This is a genomic window from Ruegeria sp. O11, from assembly GCF_056535285.1.
Genome location: NZ_JBQERS010000014.1, coordinates 90,134 through 107,277 on the forward strand (window position 1 = coordinate 90,134; position 17,144 = coordinate 107,277).

At 54.0% G+C, this 17,144-nt stretch carries 16 protein-coding genes and 1 riboswitch; of the genes, 13 read left to right on the plus strand and 3 right to left on the minus strand.

Features of this window, described 5'->3' with window-relative positions; translation table 11 throughout:
* Positions 1–72: 72 nt before the first annotated feature.
* The 7 genes from ACRZ91_RS19005 to ACRZ91_RS19035 all read left to right on the plus strand — a co-directional run bounded on the left by ACRZ91_RS19005 (position 73) and on the right by ACRZ91_RS19035 (position 6,984).
* Positions 73–1,746, plus strand: coding sequence for an acetolactate synthase large subunit (locus ACRZ91_RS19005; protein WP_480907795.1), 1,674 nt, complete (start codon positions 73–75; stop codon positions 1,744–1,746).
* A complete protein-coding gene (locus ACRZ91_RS19010; protein ID WP_480907797.1) occupies positions 1,743–3,128 on the plus strand; it encodes an aldehyde dehydrogenase family protein in 1,386 nt (461 codons plus the stop codon). The genes ACRZ91_RS19005 and ACRZ91_RS19010 overlap by 4 nt, the downstream gene beginning before the upstream one ends.
* A gap of 112 nt (positions 3,129–3,240) precedes the next feature.
* Positions 3,241–3,443: riboswitch (cobalamin riboswitch) on the plus strand.
* Positions 3,444–3,573: 130 nt separating this feature from the next.
* Positions 3,574–4,359: a DUF4198 domain-containing protein gene (locus tag ACRZ91_RS19015; RefSeq protein WP_480907799.1), complete on the plus strand. Its 786-nt coding sequence runs from the start codon at positions 3,574–3,576 to the stop codon at positions 4,357–4,359.
* A gap of 6 nt (positions 4,360–4,365) precedes the next feature.
* Entirely contained in the window at positions 4,366–4,977 is a 612-nt protein-coding gene (gene cbiM / locus ACRZ91_RS19020) for a cobalt transporter CbiM (RefSeq protein ID WP_480907801.1), read from the plus strand.
* A complete protein-coding gene (locus ACRZ91_RS19025) occupies positions 4,974–5,555 on the plus strand; it encodes a cobalt ABC transporter permease (RefSeq protein WP_480717498.1) in 582 nt (193 codons plus the stop codon). Before cbiM ends, ACRZ91_RS19025 begins: the two co-directional genes overlap by 4 nt.
* Positions 5,555–6,337 (plus strand): cobalt ECF transporter T component CbiQ, encoded by a 783-nt coding sequence (gene cbiQ, locus ACRZ91_RS19030; RefSeq protein WP_480907803.1) that lies wholly within the window; start codon positions 5,555–5,557, stop codon positions 6,335–6,337. Before ACRZ91_RS19025 ends, cbiQ begins: the two co-directional genes overlap by 1 nt.
* A complete protein-coding gene (locus ACRZ91_RS19035; protein ID WP_480907805.1) occupies positions 6,334–6,984 on the plus strand; it encodes an energy-coupling factor ABC transporter ATP-binding protein in 651 nt (216 codons plus the stop codon). The genes cbiQ and ACRZ91_RS19035 overlap by 4 nt, the downstream gene beginning before the upstream one ends.
* A 77-nt stretch (positions 6,985–7,061) precedes the next feature.
* Here the strand turns inward: ACRZ91_RS19035 and ACRZ91_RS19040 are convergent, their stop codons facing one another.
* Positions 7,062–8,309: a glycosyltransferase family 2 protein gene (locus tag ACRZ91_RS19040; RefSeq protein ID WP_480907807.1), complete on the minus strand. Its 1,248-nt coding sequence runs from the start codon at positions 8,307–8,309 to the stop codon at positions 7,062–7,064.
* A gap of 238 nt (positions 8,310–8,547) precedes the next feature.
* Between ACRZ91_RS19040 and hpaR the strand changes: the two genes are divergently transcribed.
* Positions 8,548–8,988: a homoprotocatechuate degradation operon regulator HpaR gene (gene hpaR / locus ACRZ91_RS19045; RefSeq protein WP_170543853.1), complete on the plus strand. Its 441-nt coding sequence runs from the start codon at positions 8,548–8,550 to the stop codon at positions 8,986–8,988.
* Positions 8,989–9,023: 35 nt separating this feature from the next.
* Here the strand turns inward: hpaR and ACRZ91_RS19050 are convergent, their stop codons facing one another.
* The gene (locus ACRZ91_RS19050) at positions 9,024–10,376 is read right to left on the minus strand and encodes an aminotransferase class III-fold pyridoxal phosphate-dependent enzyme (RefSeq protein WP_480907809.1); all 1,353 of its coding nucleotides are present in this window, start codon (positions 10,374–10,376) and stop codon (positions 9,024–9,026) included.
* Between the two features lie 25 nt (positions 10,377–10,401).
* On the minus strand, positions 10,402–11,187 hold the full coding sequence (locus ACRZ91_RS19055; RefSeq protein WP_480907811.1) for an IclR family transcriptional regulator: 786 nt from the start codon (positions 11,185–11,187) through the stop codon (positions 10,402–10,404).
* A 124-nt stretch (positions 11,188–11,311) separates the two neighbouring features.
* Here ACRZ91_RS19055 and ACRZ91_RS19060 point away from each other — a divergent pair, with 124 nt between their 5' ends.
* The 5 genes from ACRZ91_RS19060 to ACRZ91_RS19080 all read left to right on the plus strand — a co-directional run bounded on the left by ACRZ91_RS19060 (position 11,312) and on the right by ACRZ91_RS19080 (position 17,138).
* Positions 11,312–12,244 (plus strand): tripartite tricarboxylate transporter substrate binding protein, encoded by a 933-nt coding sequence (locus ACRZ91_RS19060; RefSeq protein WP_010443475.1) that lies wholly within the window; start codon positions 11,312–11,314, stop codon positions 12,242–12,244.
* Between the two features lie 62 nt (positions 12,245–12,306).
* Positions 12,307–12,843: a tripartite tricarboxylate transporter TctB family protein gene (locus ACRZ91_RS19065; RefSeq protein WP_480717492.1), complete on the plus strand. Its 537-nt coding sequence runs from the start codon at positions 12,307–12,309 to the stop codon at positions 12,841–12,843.
* 8 nt (positions 12,844–12,851) lie between these two features.
* Positions 12,852–14,384, plus strand: coding sequence for a tripartite tricarboxylate transporter permease (locus ACRZ91_RS19070; RefSeq protein WP_480907814.1), 1,533 nt, complete (start codon positions 12,852–12,854; stop codon positions 14,382–14,384).
* Between the two features lie 7 nt (positions 14,385–14,391).
* Positions 14,392–15,876, plus strand: a complete 1,485-nt coding sequence (locus ACRZ91_RS19075) for an aldehyde dehydrogenase (RefSeq protein WP_170471872.1) — start codon at positions 14,392–14,394, stop codon at positions 15,874–15,876.
* 26 nt (positions 15,877–15,902) lie between these two features.
* The gene (locus ACRZ91_RS19080) at positions 15,903–17,138 is read left to right on the plus strand and encodes a Tm-1-like ATP-binding domain-containing protein (protein ID WP_480907816.1); all 1,236 of its coding nucleotides are present in this window, start codon (positions 15,903–15,905) and stop codon (positions 17,136–17,138) included.
* Positions 17,139–17,144 lie beyond the last annotated feature (6 nt).

Below are 17,144 nucleotides of genomic sequence, written 5' to 3' on the forward strand. Positions count from 1 at the left end.
TTCAAAATGGTGGTACATTTAGTTTTGTGGCCACCCCAAGCTCACCGATCTGTCGTGAAATCAGGAGATTACATGTCTACCAATGACCAAATCGTATCGCCAATTAACAAAGCTTCTGATCTGCTGGTCGCAGCGCTTGAGGCGGAGGGTGTTGAGTACATCTTTGCTGTTCCGGGAGAAGAGAACCTGGATGTTCTGGAATCTCTGAGAACCTCAAAAATAGAGTTGGTTCTCACGCGTCACGAACAAGGAGCGGCTTTCATGGCTGCGACCTATGGACGTCTGACGGGTAAGGCTGGAGTCTGCATGGCGACGCTGGGGCCGGGGGCTACGAACTTTGCTACGCCAGCGGCCTATGCTCATCTGGGTGGTATGCCACTGATCATGATCACGGGGCAGAAACCCATCAAGAAGTCGAAACAGGGCCAGTTTCAGATTGTCGATATTGTTGGGCTGTTCGATCCGATCTGTAAAATGTCCAAACAGATTGTACACGGCAACACTATCCCCTCATTGATCCGTGAAGCCTTTCGTGTCGCGCAAGAGGAACGCCCCGGCGCGGTTTTGTTGGAACTTCCGGAAGACATTGCAGCCGAAGAGACTTCTGAGCATGTTCTTGAACCGCATCGGCGTCACTATGCCGTGGCCGGTGATGCAGTTCTGACCGAAGCGGCTGAGATGATCCGCGCTGCCAGGATGCCGCTTTTGCTTTTGGGGGCCGGGGCTAACCGAAAACACGCCCGCAGCGCACTGAGCAAGTTCGTGAACGATACTCAGATTCCATTTTTCAATACTCAGATGGGTAAGGGTGTCGTGGATGAGCGGTCCGAACTGTTTTTGGGCACAGCCGCTCTGTCGGATGGTGATTATCTGCACTGCGCCATCGAACGCGCTGATCTGATCATCAATGTGGGCCACGATGTTGTGGAAAAACCGCCGTTCTTCATGGAAGAGGGCGGCACCAAAGTGATCCATGTTAACTACAAGGCCGCGCAGGTCGATCAGGTTTATTTCCCTCAAGTCGAAGTGGTTGGTGATCTGGCGCAATCCATCTCCAAATTGGGTGAGTTCCTGCAAGGACCTTTGGAATTTGACCGCAGTTACTTCCAGCGGGTCAAAAACGAGACCGATCTACACACATCAGAAGGCGCTGCTGATCCGCGCTTTCCGGTCATCCCCCAGCGGTTTGTAGCTGACACACGCAAAGTCATGGGGGATTGCGATATCATCGCTTTGGACAACGGTATCTACAAAATTTGGTACGCCAGAAATTATCAGGCCTATCAGCCCAATACGGTTTTGTTGGACAACGCGCTTGCCACCATGGGGGCAGGTTTACCTTCGGCCATGATGGCAGCAAAGCTATATCCCGAACGCAGGGTCATGGCCATTTGCGGTGACGGAGGGTTCATGATGAACAGCCAGGAGATTGAAACCGCCGTTCGTCTTGGCCTCAATCTGGTTGTTACTGTTCTGAATGACAGCTCGTACGGAATGATCCGTTGGAAGCAGTCGCATGCGGGGTTTGATGATTGGGGATTGGAATTCAAGAATCCTGATTTTGTGCAATACGCCAACAGCTATGGTGCTGCGGGTCATCGGGTTGAAAGGACAGAAGATCTGGTGCCTACATTTGAAAAAGCGTTTGAAGCAGGTGGTGTGCATCTGATCGACTTGCCGGTCGATTACAGTGAAAACCAACGTGTCCTCATTGATGAGCTTGCGGCGAAGGTCTGTCTGATATGAGTAATGTTGTTGAAGTTCTGAACCCGTTTGATCTTGACAAAATCGGTAGTGTCGAGGTTAAAAGCTGGAACGATATCAATGTGATGCTGAACGTGGCACACGGTCTGCACCGTGATCGGGGCACTTGGTTGCCTGCTTACAGGCGGATTGAGGTTCTGAAGAATGCAGCCCGGATCATGTCCGGCCGCGCGGAAGACCTTGCGATGCTGATCGCCAGCGAAGGTGGCAAACCCTTGATTGACGCGCGCATCGAAGTGGCACGTGCTATTGATGGTGTCGAACTGTGTATCCATGAAATCGGGCAGATGGCGGGCCGGGAAATACCGATGGATCTGACAGCAGCAGGATCGGGTCGGATTGCCTTTACACAGCGTGAACCCATCGGCGTTGTGGTTGCCGCAAGCGCGTTTAACCATCCGTTGAACTTGATCGTACATCAGGTGGCCCCGGCTGTGGCCACTGGATGCCCGGTCCTCGTCAAACCGGCGCTTGATACACCACTGTCATGCGAAGCATTTGTCGACATCCTGTATGAGGCTGGCCTGCCAAAGGAGTGGTGCCATCTGGCGATTTGCCAAAATGATGTAGCTGAACGGATGATCACGGACGCGCGCGTCGGAATCTTTTCTTTCATCGGATCGGCACGTGTCGGGTGGATGCTGCGCTCGAAGCTGGCGCCGGGGACGCGATGCGCGTTGGAGCACGGCGGAGCGGCGCCAGTTATCATCGATGAGACAGCCGACATTGATGCCATGATCCCCTTGTTGACCAAGGGTGGATTTTATCATTCCGGTCAAGTTTGTGTCTCGGTTCAGCGTGTTTTTGCTCCATCAGGGATGGCGGAAACGGTCGCTCGAAAGTTGGCAGAAGCCGCCTCAGCGTTGAAGGTGGGTGATGCCCGTGACGCCAGAGTGGAATGTGGGCCACTGATCCGTCCGGGTGAAGTTGATCGAGTAGAACAATGGGTAGACGAAGCGGTTGCGGGAGGTGCCCGCGTAATGACAGGGGGTAAACGGCTGGGCCGAACGACCTATGCACCGACTGTCCTTCTAAACCCACCCGCTGATGCGAGCGTGTCCATCTCCGAAATCTTCGGGCCGGTTGTCTGTGTTTATGAATATGATGATCTTAGTGCTGCATACGACGCTGCAAACGGCCTTCCTTTTGCATTTCAGGCGTCGGTCTTTACCAAATCCCTGGATACAGCAATGCAAGCTGTGCGGTATTTGGACGCCACGGCCGTAATGGTGAACGATCATACTGCTTTTCGGGTCGACTGGATGCCATTCGCGGGTCGCCGTCAATCAGGGTACAACACCGGCGGTATCGGCTACACCATGCATGACATGACGCAAGATAAGATGGCTGTAATACGGCTGTGATGAAGCTGTCAGGATCAATCCGATACTGATCGAGCGCATGTGTGTACTCAAATTTCGCAAATGGCCCGCTTAGTGACGGAAACGATTGTTGACCGCGCTTTGCATGTTCTGGCATGAACACGCCATGTTCGGTTCCGGGGGATTCCTCTGGGAGCAATAGGGAATGTAGTGCGGCGCTCTTCGCGCCAAATCTGCAACTGCCCCCGCAACTGTAAGCGGCGAGCGCGGCTGACAATGCCACTGGGATATCCCGGGAAGGCCAGCATAGCGCCCTGACCCGCAAGTCAGGAGACCTGCCGAACACGCGCCCTCGGAAAGGGTGCTCATTGTCGGCGACGGGGTGTGCGCTGTATCCGTTTGTCTCGGTCGACGAACGGACGCGGGCCCTCCCCAAGTCAAAACCAAATATGTGCCGGGGAAGGCGCGACCTGAGAAGGACTGAGTTTTGAAGAAGTTGTTTTTGGCAGCCGCAGCTGCTGCAGTGATGCCTACGTTTGCGAGCGCTCATTTCCTACTGGAATACACAGAAAACACGATTATCGAGCGACCCGGTGCTGTGCCGGTAAAGCTGATATTCTGGCACCCGTTTGAAGCCGGTCATGTGATGACGCTTGAAAAACCGGAAGAATTCTATGTGATCCACAACGGCAGTAAAACCGATCTGCTGGACACATTGGAAGAAACCACATTTGACGGCCCAGACAACAGCGCCAAGGCGTTCAAAGGCTCGGTCCCGGTGAAGCGTTCGGGCGACTATGTGGTGGTGACCGTTCCTGCGCCTTACTACGAAGAATCTGAGGACATTTATATCCAGCAGATCACCAAGGCCTATCTGAACCGAAATGAACTGCCCACCGACTGGGATCAGCCGCAAGGTCTGGCAACAGAAATCCTGCCGCTGAACAAGCCCTACAACATCATTGCGGGCTCTACTTTCACGGGTCGCGTGCTGAGCGAGGGCAAACCAGTTGCACGGGTCGAGATTGAGATCGAATACATCGCCGCCGCCCCTGACCTGAAAGGCACGGGCGCCGCTGCACCGACAGTGTCACCGCTGCCAGGTGGTGCGCTGGTAGCGATTTCGGACGAGAATGGCTATTTCAGTTTTGGTGTACCCAAGGCCGGTTACTGGGGTTTCGCTGCTCTGGGCTCTGGTCCGAAAACCGAGCATGAAGGTAAAGAGCTGAGCCAGGATGCCGTAATCTGGATCCGCGCCTGGGATCTGGAGTAAGCCCTTATGCACATTGTAGATGGTGCTCTTTCGAACCCTGTCGTAGTCGGCGGTGCGATCGCTGCTGCAGGCGGGATTGCAATGGGGCTGAAGTCGCTGGATCTGGATCGCATTCCCACAGCGGGTGTTCTGTCAGCCAGTTTCTTCGTTGCTTCGCTGATTCATGTGCCGATTGGCCCATCTTCTGTGCATCTGATCCTGAACGGCCTGGCCGGGCTTTTGCTCGGTTGGGCCGCCTTTCCAGCTTTGTTCGTAGGGCTGCTGTTACAGGCTGTATTCTTTGGATTTGGCGGATTGACTGTGCTTGGGATCAATACGCTGAATATTGCCCTTCCGGCGGTACTGACCTGGATGATCTTTGGCCGCCTCACCGCCCGAGGCTCACCCTTTCAGGGGGCGATTTGGGGCGGTATCGGGGGGGCGTTCTCAGTCGCAGCCACAACCGCGTTTGTTGCCGTTTCACTGGCGATGTCCGGTGAGGCGTTCCTGCCTGCGGCCAAGCTGGTGTTTTTCGCCCATATACCGGTTATGGGCATTGAAGCCATGCTTACGGGGTTTGCCGTGATGTTGGCGCGCAAGGTGAAACCGGAACTGTTCAAAAAGGCGGTTTTAACATGAAACAACTGGTTGTTATTGCCACGCTGATGCTCACACCGATTTCGGCCCTCGCACACAAGGTCATCGCGGGGGTTTTCCCCGCTGGCGAAGCGATCGAGGGTGAGCTGGGGTTTTCCAATGGCGATATGGCAAGCGACCAGGAAGTTTTCGTCTACGGCCCCGATGGTGCTGAACTAGGTCACACCGTTACCGATGGAGACGGGTTCTTTTTGTATATCCCCACAAAACCTGTTGCGCATACCTTCAAGGCCGATCTCGGCGCGGGCCATGTGGCTGAAGTGACCATGTCCGCAAACGAGGTGGCCGAAATCATGGGAGTTGCCGTTGAGGTTGCCGAGATCGGTGCTCAGCCGACGACTGTTGCAAGCGTTGGAACCGTGATGGTTGCGTCTCTGTCCGATCAAGAACGCGCCGCGATTGCTAAAGTGGTGCGCGACGAAACCCGCCCCTTGCGCCGAGAAATTGCCGCCTATCGCGAACATAACGATATGCAAAGTATTTTGGGGGGCATCGGGTATATCGTTGGTCTCTTTGGTGTCGGGTTCTATTTCGCCGCACGTCGCAAGTTGGCCGCCTGATGGCACATGCGCTGGAACCCCAGGCCAAAACTCTGGCCGAGGCAGGTGGGATTGAGCCCTACGGGGTGATCGCGGATTTGGATCCGCGGATGCGCATCGCGATAACATGTCTCTTTGCCGCCGTCACCGTTGCACTAAGTTCAATCCCCTCATTGTTGATCGCGCTTTCAGTTTCGATCGGGCTGTTGCTGATGTCACGGTTGCCCATTCGCCGAACTCTTAAACGTATGGCGATGATGGACAGCTTTATCATCTTCATGTTGGTGCTTTTGCCATTCTCCATGCCCGGAGACACCATGTTCACCCTCTTTGGATTTGCGGCAAGCTGGCAGGGGTTCTGGAAAGCCATTGAGATCGCGCTGACGGCAAACGCCGTGATATTGGCGCTGATGGTCCTGGTAGGGTCCATGGAGCCTGTCACATTAGGTCATGCATTGCACAAACTTCGCTGCCCGGAGGTGCTTGTGCATCTGTTAATGTTCACGATCCGCTATATCGAAGTGCTGCGCGAAGAGTACCTGCGTCTGCGCGGCGCGATGAAAGTCAGAGGTTTCCGACCGGGCACCAACTGGCACACCTATCGCAGCTTTGGTTATCTGGTTGGTATGATGCTGATCCGCGCCATTGAACGTTCCGAGCGCATTCTGGACGCGATGAAGTGCCGAGGGTTTTCGGGCCGGCTTCTGTTGTTGCAGGAATTTAACCTGACCCGACGGGATTATCGGTTTGCGACGATGATGAGTGCGATTTGTGTCAGCCTTCTTATTCTGGATTTTCAATGACGATCCTTAATCTCGAAGACATTTGCTTTTCTTACCCGGGTCAGGCCCCGGTTCTGGACGGGGTTGCGCTGCGGCTTGAGCCCGGTCAACGGTTGTCGATTGCAGGTCCAAATGGATCAGGAAAATCCACACTTTTTCGCATTGTCCTTGGCCTTCAAGCGCCCTCTTCTGGGCGCATGAACATCTTTGGTAAGGATAGGTGTGTCGAGGCTGACTTTCACGAGGTTCGCCGCCGTATTGGACTGGTGTTCCAGGACCCTGACGACCAGTTGTTTTGCCCGACCGTGGCGGAAGATATCGCTTTTGGCCCGCTCAATCTTGGGCGCAGCACGACCGAAGCGCTTGACATCGTTGACAAAGTGCTGAGCGATCTGGATCTGATGCATCTGCGTGACCGTATCACGCATAAATTATCAGGTGGTGAAAAACGGTTGGTGACGCTTGCCACCGTGCTCGCGATGGAGCCTGAAGCGTTACTATTGGACGAGCCGACCAACGCGCTTGATGCCAAGAATGAAGCACGGCTTCTGGAAATTTTGCAGGGATTACCTCAGGCGATTCTGTTGGTCAGTCATGCCCCTGCGTTCCGCCGCTCGTTGGCGCCCGAGACCCTCGAGCTCCGACGTGGGAAGCTTGTAACGGTGTAAGGCTGATACGCTGCGATCGGATGCCGCGCGTTGGCGGTAACCATCAGATCCAATGGAATAGGCAGATCAGCCGAAGATCATGTTGGTTGGTTCAACGCCATTAGATCGGGATTGGCAGAGACATTCCCTCGTTCGGGTAGAACCGCTGAATGACGCGAGCGATTGCCCGCAATCATAGACAGCAAGAACCCGGAAAAAAACGTTTGCACCCCAATAACAATCATCGTGAACGCAGCGATCAACGTGCGCATCTCGTTCAATGCCGCAAAGTCCGAGGCAATCCAGCTAGAGGTGATAGTGGCCGCCCATACCAAGCCGCCAAATGTCAGGACAAGCCCGGCCAGAATCCAATATTGCAAGCGCGAATATCCCAACAATACCCGAGCGCGTTCTGTTGGCAGTCGAAGCCCATCCCGATAGCTGCACATCAGTGCCGCCAGCCACAGCACCACCGTCTGAAAGGCCAGGACCATGGCTGCACTCGCTGCAACCGCCCAGTGATCGCCGATCCTGAAGCCACCGATCAGCGCCATTTCCTGATCTCCGCTAAGTTGCAGTAGAACGGTGATTGCAAATCCTGCGAGGAACAGGACCAGTGCAGGCACCAGAAACAGCCAGGTTGGGCTGAGCAAGAACATGTATATCAGGTGCCGAAGCCCATCTCTCCACGGATTTAAATGTGGTGCCCTGCCGCGTCCGTCAGGGGACAAGGTTACAGGAACCTCGGCTATATTCAGCTTCCGCAGCACAGATTTCAGCAGCATCTCGGAAGCAAACTCCATCCCGGTTGAAGATAGGTTGAGCCGCTCCAATGCCTCTCGCCGGATGGCGCGGATGCCACAATGGGCGTCACCGATACCAGTGCGAAACAAAATTCTAAGAATGCCCGACAAGGCCGGGTTGCCGATATAACGGTTCTTCCAGGGCATTGCGCCTGGCTTGATTTCGCCACGAAACCGGTTGCCCATGCATAATTCGGCACCATTCATCAACTTTTCGATCATCGGAACCGCTTCGACGAAATCATAGGAACAATCGCTGTCGCCCATCACCAGATAAGTGGCGTCGCTTGCGGCAAAACCACCAATAAGGGCAGCGCCATAACCGCGTTCTTGAATGTTTACGACCCGGGCACCGGCCTTTTCAGCTAGGGCTTGACTGCCGTCCGTGCTGCCATTGTCTGCAACGATTACTTCGCCTGATATCTGGTATCGCTCAGCGAGTATCTGCAAGGCTTTTTGCGCTCTGATTACACAGGAAGAAATCGTTGCCGCCTCGTTCAGGCAAGGCATAACGATAGCGACCGAGTTTTCGGCTGGCACCATGGTTCAGATAGCTCCCAATAGCGGATCGTAACATCAACAATAAAAGATAATAGCCATAATAGTGTCCAAATCGTGGCCTTAACTGGCCGCAGTTGGAACATTTCGCTTGAAAGGGCTTGCTGGAAATTCTCCGAAGCGGCGGGCGCTAGTTACAGATAAATCTACAATAACAGGCACGGTCGCAGGAACTTGCCTTGTTAAACTTTGCAAACCAAGAATTGGCGATTAAGAAGGTCATATGAATACTCAGTCTCATACCAAAAGTACCGCCCGATCTCTTCCAATTGCGCTTTTGCGCGCGCGTGAAACTGTTATGGCACCCATCCGGGATATGCTGCAGGGTATTCGCCTGACTGAACAGAAATGGCGAATTCTGCGCGTACTGGATGAGTTGGGAGAGGTGGAGCAAAGCACTATTGCACATGAGGCTTGCCTGCTTTTACCCAGTGTGACCCGAATTCTACGGACGATGGAGACAGACGGGCAGATTACGCGCCGTCAAGACAACGAGGACAAGCGCCGGACTATGGTGCAGATCACCGACGCGGGTCGAATGATATTAGAGAACAATCTCGCCACATCGCTTGCAATATCGAACAATATCGAAGCGCAACTGGGGCGTGAAAAGCTAGATCAACTTCTGGATCTTCTCGAGGAGCTGCAAGAGGTTAAAGTCTGACCCCGTCCTGGGAAAAAACGAGGTCAGTAGACAAGTCAGAGACTGGCCAGTCCGGTATCAAGCGCCGAGAGGATTTTGGCTACATCTTCCGAAGTGATCACCAGAGGTGGTGACAGGATGATGTTGTTGCCGGACACACGAACCATTACACCGTCTTCATAGGCTGTTTTTTGTACTTGTAGAGGCAAGTGTTTCGCGATTGGTGCTTTTGTTTTGCGATCTGAGACCAATTCTAGCGCACACATGAGGCCCTCACCCCCACGCACGTCACCGATGACGTCATATTTTTCGGTCAGCTTTTGCAATCCGGAAAAGAGTTCGTCTCCGCGTGCGGCGGCGTTTTCCCAGACCCGAAGGCGGTTAATTTCGGACAGTGCGGCAAGTGCTGCCGCCGCGCCGACTGGATGGCCCGAATATGTATACCCTTGATCAACCGACGCCAGACCAGTTGTATCGGTTTCAAACACCTCAGCCACTGCGCCAGAAATCAACGTTGCACCGAATGGAAAATAGCCATTTGTAATCGCCTTGGCCGTGGTCATTATGTCTGGTTTCACGCCCCAATGCCGCGCGCCGCTTTCGCTGCCTGTTCGGCCAAAGGCGGTGATGATTTCGTCCGAAATCAACAAAATACCGTGTTTTGAGCAAACCTCGCGCACCATGGGCATGAAGCTGTGATGTGGTGGGATCACTCCCCCTGCGCCGAGAACGGGTTCCATAATGAACGCCGCAACGGTGTTTGCACCCTGAAATGCGATTTCGGCTTCTAACGCTTTTACGCAAAGCTGCGCTAGCCGTTCTGGATCGGTCTCATCAAACGGGTTGCGATAGGTCCAAGGCGCGGGGACGTGAAAACATCCCGGCAACATGGGCTCGTAGGCTGCGCGAAATTTTTGATTTCCATTGACCGACGCAGCTGCAAAGTGGGTGCCGTGATAACCCTGCTTCAGACTGATGAACTTGGTGCGGCCGGCCTCACTGCGAATTTTGTGGTATTGGCGGGCCATTTTCAGGGCGATCTCTACCGAGTCCGAACCGCCCGACGTGAAAAACGCGCGTGTCAGGCCATCAGATTCAAAGAACTGCGCAAGCTCATAGGATAGTTCGATTGCCTTGTCGTTGCTGGTCCCACGAAACGTGGAATAGTAGGGTAGGGCGTTCAGCTGGTCCGCAATGGCCTGCTTTACTGGTTCGCAGGAATAGCCCAGATTCACGTTCCACAGACCACCGACTGCATCCAGTGCCCGGTGGCCATCAACATCCACGATGCTGACCCCTTCACCGCCACTTAGAATCGTGGGAGGGTTTTTTTGACTGTCCGCCGGATGGGCCATCGGATGCCAGAAATATCGCGCGTTGTTTTCTTTCAGGAAGTTTGAGTCTTTCATGGCTCTCTCTGTCGTCGTGTCGGTATCAACTGGTCTGCAACTGATTCAGGCGGTAGGTGGCAGGAAACTGTCCGCCATAGACTGATGTGATCTCCTTTGAGGCAATGCTCAGTGCGTCGAGCACGGCACTCCGCAAGTCCGATGTGACCCGAGGCTGCGGAATGACGCAGGCGATGGCTCCAATCGCGGTTTGTTCCTCGCCGAAGATTGGTGCGGCGAACCCGTGTACGCCTGTTTCATAGCCGCTCACACTTTCGCACCACCCTTTGTGCCGTGTTTCATCGACCAGATCCATCAGGCGATCGGGGTTTGTCAGGGTGTGTTCGGAATAGATTGGTAGCGACCCATCCAGTACGTGTTGCAATATATTTCTGGGGCCAAACGCCAGTGAAACGATGCCCGAGGCGGTCGCATGCAAAGGCAAAATTTCAGAGGCGCCGATACTTATGCGAACGGAATGAGCCTGTGTTTCTTCAACCAAAGTGGTTTGCAGTAGATCGGATTTCAAAAGTGACATGTGCATCGTTTCATGCACTTTAAGCACCTGCGCCTTCATAATTTTTCGGGCCGCTGTCAGCCGTGGTTTGGCGGCCTCTCGTAGATTGGCCAAACGAAGGGGGGCGGTACCGATCGAATACAGTTTGGATTGTGGGTCCTGTTCGACCATGCCGTAATCCGCCAGATTCGTCAGATACCGTAGTGCAGTCGCCTTGTTGATCTGATTCATCCGAGCAATCTGCGACAACCCAAGCTCAGGTTGTTGCAGAGAAAAGCTATCCAAAAGTTTCAGTACTTTCAGTGCAGTCCCCATGATCCAGTCCTTTGTTTCACAATTATCTTGACAGAAAGAGCTTAACACAGCAACAATAAAGCTTAACACAGCAATAAAAAAATTGATACTGTGTTTCAATATATGAACCGCTTGGGAGGACGTAATGAAAAAATTCATGGCTACTGCCGCAGCAATGGCCCTAAGTGCCAGCGCTGTTTTGGCTGAATATCCTGAAAAACCCGTTTCTTTTGTTGTGCCATGGCCACCGGGTGACCTTGAGGATGTGCTTACCCGCCTCATCGCCGACGAATTTCAGGCGATGTACGGTGTTCCCGCAGCAGTGGTTAACAAGCCCGGCGGTGGCGGAGGCCCGTTCCCCGGCGCGGTTGAAGTGGCTACAGCTCCGGCGGATGGATATACGGTGGGCTCTTTCGTCATAGGTGTACCGGTGATCGGCCCTGACATTGGTATTCCCGAGCTGAACCCCAATCCCTTTGACCCGATTGGCATTTTCCTGACCTACCCATTTGTGATCGCATCCAGCAAGGATGCGCCCTTTTCGACTTGGGCGGAATTGGTAGAGCACGGTAAGGAAAACGACGTTGCCTTGGGGCATTTCGGCTCTGTGCTGCCACCCACACAGGTAACATTTGCAGCTGCTGTCAGCAGCGGGTTTGATTTCGCGAGCGAAGCCGCTTTCGACGCACTGGACTGCAACACATTGGCTTCGGGCGATGTGGATGTGATCAACACCACGCTTCAACTCATACTTCCCTGCTTGGATCAGGTGAACGTCCTGGCCAGCATCGGAGGAGAGCGGATATCGCTGGTTCCTGACACGCCAACCATTGTTGAACTTAACCCTGATCTGCCTTTGGCACTTTGGAACGGTCTGTTCGTGCACAAAGACACTCCAGCCGATGCACGTGAAAAGATCACCGCAGCCGCGCAAAAGGCCCTGAGTTCCGATAAGGCCAAGCAGCTTGCCGAGGAAACGGGTGCGCTGATCTACTGGCAGGATCCAGATGCCTCCAACGCACAGATCGAACAAGACAAAGCCTCGTTCGCCAAAATCGAAGAGATTCTGGGCGAATAACATGAAACTGGCCCGGCAGCATCAAATCTGCCGGGCCTTTTTCAATCAGGGGAGAGGTTTAAATGATCGCGAAGACCTTACAGGACATGTTCAAACGGTATCGCCGACCTGGTGATGTTGTATTCGCAGTGCTCTTCCTTGGTTTTTCGGTTTTTCTTCTGACGCAATTGGGCGAGCAGACCAAAGCCGTAAAGCGGACCAAATGGTTTGCCCAACCCAACCTCTGGCCAATGATCTCGCTCTGGGCGATGGTCATCTTTGGGTTCCTTCACTGGCTGAGCTCAGCCATGTCCCCCCGTCTTCTTGGTCGCTGGACAGAAGTCGGGTTCTGGCTGCGATCGTTTGAATATGTCGCATATTTTTTGGTTTACGTGATGCTGGTTCCCATTTTGGGATACCTGCCGTCGACCGTTTTGTTTGCTGTTTTTCTGGCGTTACGAACTGGGTTTCGGGACGCGAGAACAATCTGCATCGCGGCTTTGTTCGGCGTTTTTGTCACTGTCGTTTTCCGAGCCTTCCTGCAGGTCAAAATCCCTGCTGGTGCTGTTTATGAATATCTGCCCGACAGCGTTCGCGCCTTTGCGCTGACATATCTCTGAGGTTCGAAATGGAAACTCTATTTTCTGGTCTTTCGATCCTGGCGCAATGGCAGGTAATTATTGCGCTGCTGATCGGGTCAATCGGCGGGGTCATAATAGGTGCTCTTCCCGGAGTTGGTGCGCCCGTTGCCATCGCAATTCTATTGCCAGCAACATTTGCTTTTGAGCCGATTGTCGGTCTGACATTGCTGCTCGGAATATACGGGTCGTCCATGTATGGCGGCGCAATCCCGGCGATTTTGATCAACACGCCAGGCACGGCCGTGAACGCGCTGACAACGTACGACGGTTACCCCATGACTAGACGCGGGCAGGGGCACCGGGCGCTCTCACTGGCATACTCGGCCTCGTTCTTTGGTGGGGTCTTCTCGATCATCTGTCTGATGATCCTGTCGCCGGTGCTGGCGTTGATCGCGCCGCATTTCGGTAGTCGCGAAATTTTTCTAGCCGCTTTGCTGGGTATTATATTGGTGGTGCTTGCTCACCGCGGACAGATATTTGCAGCGGGAATGCTGGCCGCCTTTGGTATTTTTCTGAACACTGTGGGTTTGGAACCGGTCAAGTACACGCGTCGGTTCACATTTGACCAAAGTTGGCTTGCTTCAGGTATCGACTTGATCGTTGTGGTTTTAGGCCTGTTTGCGATCAGTCAGGCGTTGCTGTTGCTTCTGGAAAAGAACCATGCACCCGGTAAAGCGCATGTCAGCGGCAGCATTTTTGCGGGCCTGAAAGAGCTTTTGGGCGTCAAGCGCGTCGCGACGGTGTCTTCAAGCATTGGTGTTCTCATGGGTATGGTGCCAGGCACTGGCGAATTCACCTCGCAGTTTTTGTCATACACCTATGCTCAGAAATCCTCGAAGGATCCCGATAAGTTTGGCGATGGATCACCCGAGGGACTGGTGGCATCCGAGGCGGCCAATAACGCAGTGCCGGGTGCTGCGATGATCCCGCTGCTTGCGTTGGGCATTCCGGGTGAAGCGCTGACGGCGATGATGCTGTCGGTGTTTTATGTCCACAACGTCATTCCTGGCCCTCAGCTGTTTGAATCTCAGATGGACTTTGTGATGGCCCTGTATATGGCGCTGATCTTGTTGAATGTTATCGTTCTGGTGTTCCTGCTGTTTTCGACAAACCTGCTTCTCAAGATTATCCAGATACCAACTCGCTTTCTGGGGATCATGATATTGGTGTTGTCTTTTGTTGGTGTTTATTCGCTGAGGAACTCGATAACAGATTGTGCGCTTGCGGCGGGTTTTGGTGTCTTTGGCCTTATTCTGAAACGGTTGGATTTGCCGATTGTGCCAATCATTCTTGGAATGGTTCTTGGTGGTATCATGGAGGTGAAACTTCGTAGCGCCATGGCGCGGGTGAAAACCCCACTCGACTTTGTCGACCGGCCAATCGCAGCGATCTTGTTTGGCCTGATACTGCTGATCCTGATCCTTCATTTCCGCACTCTGTATTTCGAGTTCAGAAACAAGTTGCGGCCCGAGCCTACGGCTGAGCCTGTTGATGCCGACCACCCAAACCAACAAGGGTAATCCTTTAATGATCCAGTCAGAAATCGACGCTCTTCGCGGCAAGGTGTTGACGCCCCGAAACCATTTTATCAATGGGAGTTCTGTCCCTTCGAATGAAGGCAGAACACGCGATGTTCTGTCGCCGATTGATGGTCAAGTTCTGACGCAGATTGCCGAGGGTACACCTTTTGATATGGATGCGGCCATCGCTTCCGCGCGGGCGGCTTTTGAAGATGGTCGTTGGGCACGGCGCGCACCATCTGAGCGTAAGAAAATCCTTCTGAAGCTTGCCGATCTGATCGAGAAACATGCGCTGGAGCTTGCGGTTCTGGGAGTGCGTGACAATGGCACCGAAATAACGATGGCCATGAAGGCCGAACCCATGTCTGCGGCTGGAACATTCCGCTACTACGCCGAGGCAATAGACAAGGTCTATGGCCAGATCGCGCCCACTGCCGAAAATGTCCTTGGGCTGATCCACCATGCGCCGGTCGGCGTCGTCGGGGCGATTGTGCCTTGGAATATGCCGATGATGATCGGAGCGTGGAAGCTGGCCCCGGCCCTGGCGGCGGGGAATTCGGTAGTTCTGAAGCCTGCGGAAAGCGCATCTTTGACGCTGTTGAAACTGGCTGAACTGGCGGTCGAGGCGGGTATTCCAGAGGGCGTATTAAATGTCGTCACAGGCTCGGGTCGGGTCGTGGGCGAGACCCTGGCGCTGTCGATGGATGTGGACATTCTTGTTTTTACGGGTTCGGGCGCAACGGGGCGTAAGCTGCTTGAGTATTCGGCGCGTTCAAACCTCAAACGTTGCTATCTTGAACTTGGTGGAAAATCCCCGAACATAGTATTCAATGATGCAACTGATCTTGCGCAGGCGGCGAAAGTGTCAGCCGCGGGGATATTCCGGAACTCAGGTCAGATTTGCGTTGCGGCGTCACGTTTGCTTGTTCAGGCAGATATTCATGACGATTTTGTCGCAGAGTTAGTCGAGAACGCCGAAGCGATGCAGGTCGGGGACCCTCTAGACCTGAACAACCACATTGGAGCGGTGCACTCCCTGTCCGAATTGGATGCGAACCTGGAATTTGTCAAAAAGGCGCAGGTGGAAGGTGCTGAACTACAACTTGGTGGTGACCAAATTCTAAAGGACACTGGTGGTTACTATATGGCCCCGACCGTTATGACGGGAGTCCGCTCGACTGACACTCTGTTTCGAAACGAGGTGTTCGGCCCAGTTCTGGCCGTGACCCCGTTTGAAACAGAGGAAGAGGCGATTCAACTGGCCAACAGTACAGAATATGGACTGTCCGCTGGTGTCTGGACATCTAACCTCAGCCGTGCGCACCGGATGGTGGCAGGCATCCGCTCGGGTGTGGTGCATGTCAACACATATGGCGGTTCGGATCTCACTGTTCCCTTGGGTGGGGTGAAGCAATCCGGCAATGGCCACGACAAATCCCTTCATGCGCTGGAGAAATACAGCGATTTGAAAACAGCGTGGATTCAACTCTGATCCCGGAACTTCAAAGGAGAGCCCCCATGGGTGACAAAACCATTTTGTTGATCGGGACCTACGACACCAAAGACCCAGAGATGCGGTATCTAGAGGAATGCATCGTAGCGCAGGGGGGAAATGTTCTGACGATGGACGTTTCCGTATTGGGCGACCCGTCCCAACCCACGGACATTTCCAAACATGATGTTGCTGCAGCATGCGATTTGACCATCGAAGACGTGATCGCGTTGGGCGATGAAAACAAGGCTTTTCGCGTTATGTCAGAAGGGGCCGCCAAAGTCGTTCGCGACGCCCTGTCCAAAGGGCGCTTTGATGCCATGTTGGCAACCGGTGGCACAATGGGAACCGATTTGGCGCTCGATTGTGCGCAAGCGATCCCCATGGGAGTGCCTAAATACATTGTGTCGACCGTCAGCTTTTCCCCATTGATCCCACCACATCGCTTAGCACCAGACATCCAGATGATCTTGTGGGCCGGAGGCCTGTACGGGATGAACGCGATCTGTCGTTCCTCTCTTTCGCAGGCTGCGGGGGCTGTACTTGGTGCGGCGCGTGCTGTTGAGCCACCAAAGGCCGAACGCCCGGTGGTGGGTATGACGTCACTGGGTTCAAGCTGTTTGCGCTACATGAAGATCCTGAAACCGGAGCTGGAAGCCCGCGGTTTTGATGTGGCCGTTTTCCATTCGACTGGGATGGGGGGTATGGCGTTCGAAAAGCTCGCGGGCGAAGGCGCCTTTGCGTGCGTGATGGATTTCTGCATGCAGGAATTTGCCAATATGTTGGCAGGCTCGCTGGTCTCATCTGGCGAAGATCGCCTGACCAATGCGGGCCGGGCCGGAATTCCGCAAATGGTTGCTCCGGGCGCGCTGGACTTGCTGGATTTTGCGGGTTGGCAAGACATCCCCCCGCAGTTTTCCGACCGCCCGTTCCACGAGCATAACCGCCTGATAAAGAGTGCCGTGTTCAACGCCGATGAGCGTCGCAACGGTATCCGGGAGATGGCAAAACGTCTAGAACAAGCCACTGGTCCGACCCATTTCTTCATACCGGTTGGTGGAGTTGAGGAATGGGATCGTGAGGGTCAGGAGGCGTACGATCCCGAGGGTCTTGCCGCCCTGATTGACGAGGCACGTAATGTGATGCCTGCGGTCGTAAATACAACCGAGATTGACGCGCACATCAATGATCAGGCCTTTGCGGATGCCGTTCTCGCTCAGTTTGACGAATGGGTCGCTGAGGGCGTTGTGCGCAAAGTGTAACCTCAT